This window comes from Endozoicomonas sp. ONNA1 (genome assembly GCF_024606325.1).
In the GTDB taxonomy this organism is placed as follows: Bacteria; Pseudomonadota; Gammaproteobacteria; order Pseudomonadales; family Endozoicomonadaceae; genus Endozoicomonas_A.
Window position 1 is genome coordinate 1 of sequence record NZ_JAHHPN010000742.1, and the last position, 1,516, is coordinate 1,516.

The following is a 1,516-nucleotide window of genomic DNA, read 5'->3' on the forward strand; positions in this document are numbered from 1 at the left end:
GTCACGTAGTGATAGTTGAAGACTTCACGGAAATTCAGCTGCTGACCTTTATAGGGAAAAGTGAGGTTTTCGCCGTGATGCAGACGGAAGGATTCCAGAAACAGCAGCTTGGCCACTTCTTCAATAATGTCGTTTTTATCGGACACCTTATCTTTAACGGTCTGGTACACCTGCTCGTGGAAATCATCCAGTCGGTGCATCAGTGTCGTGTAGGTTTTCATGGACCAGCGAAAGGTCGGGTCTTCATCCAGTCGCCGATGTTCCCGCATCAGTTCCACAGAAGGAATTTCATCAACGGAATGGGTGCCTTGTTTGCCAAACAGGCTGAAATAAACATTTTTGTGGGTGGCGGTGTCGTGCAGATGGGCAAATACGGGCCAGTCTCCCGGAATGCTGGCGCAGAGTTCAATAGCCAGTTCTTCCAGTCTGGTGGGTTCGGAGTAATCCCAGTGCCCTTCGTTCAGGGCGATCAGCAAGATATGCGGTGTATCGTTACCTTGGTGTTCGCCCCAGACTCTGGCGGCCTGGGCAAAGTCGTGAGTTTTTGGCAGATCATCGCTGCGGTCGTATTGCTTCTGGCGATATTCGCTCAGAAGATACTGGGCGTTGAATTCTGTCGCTGTCTGGTCAGACATAGGTTGTTCCTGTTTAACTGTACGGTATTCGTCGTTAAATAATGCAAACGTGTTTTCAGTGCCTGCGGACAAAAGGTCCCATCAGGCTTAATTCAGGGTGTTGGTTTACGGCAACTTTGATTTGTTCAATAGTCACCATTTCAACTGGCAGTTTTTGAAGCAGAGCATTGATTTGAACGCGTCCGCCCAGATTATCGACAGTCTGTAGAATCAGGCTGCCCAGATCGTCGCCCTGTGCTTGGTTACTCGCAAAGCTGTATTCAGGGTTGTCACTGTCGCTGTTCTGGATACTGATATCGGGTAGGGCGCTTAACCACAGTCGCAGTTGTCCCTGATCCCAGCCAGCTTGCTGCCAGAGTTGCTGATAGCCCTGCCAGAGTTGTTCCAGTGTCTGTGCGCTCTGGCTGAGGTTTCTTTTAATGTTATCCAGCCCTGAATGAATCGGGTTCATGACTTGCCTCCCTGCCAGGCGTGGGCCTGATCAAAAATCTGTTGTAAAGCTGGGGTTAATTCCGCCATTTGCTGTCGGGCTCTGGCGGCCTTTGTCGTGCTTTTAACCAGTAAGCGATGCCAGCGTTGGGCTTGTTCGGGGTGCTGCTCAATAGGGGGTAGTACCAGTTTGCGAATCATGGTGGTCGGTACAAACTGTTGCACCGATCCTGTTGCCAGCCGCGACAACTGACTGCGAACAAAGGGGGTTTCCATCATCAGGGCATAGGCTCCCTGGTATTTATGAAAAGCGAGGGTGGCCAGCTGATCGCTGGGCAAGGTTTCCCGTTCAGGTGTTTGCTCAATAAAGCTTACTTTAATTTGCTGGGTAAAGGTTGAAACCAGAACATCGTATGGTTGATTGGGGCGTGGTCGGGTGCGCCATGTCATTT

At 50.5% G+C, this 1,516-nt stretch carries 3 protein-coding genes; all 3 read right to left on the reverse strand.

The genetic code is table 11. The annotated features are described in order from the left end of the window. Positions 1-635 (reverse strand): hypothetical protein (locus KDK19_RS17720; protein ID WP_257292493.1); only part of this gene is annotated, 635 nt, incomplete at its 3' end. A 55-nt stretch (positions 636-690) separates the two neighbouring features. After that, on the reverse strand, positions 691-1,086 hold the full coding sequence (locus KDK19_RS17725; protein ID WP_257292494.1) for a hypothetical protein: 396 nt from the start codon (positions 1,084-1,086) through the stop codon (positions 691-693). Continuing rightward, positions 1,083-1,516 (reverse strand): hypothetical protein (locus tag KDK19_RS17730; RefSeq protein ID WP_257292495.1); only part of this gene is annotated, 434 nt, incomplete at its 5' end. The genes KDK19_RS17725 and KDK19_RS17730, both read right to left, overlap by 4 nt.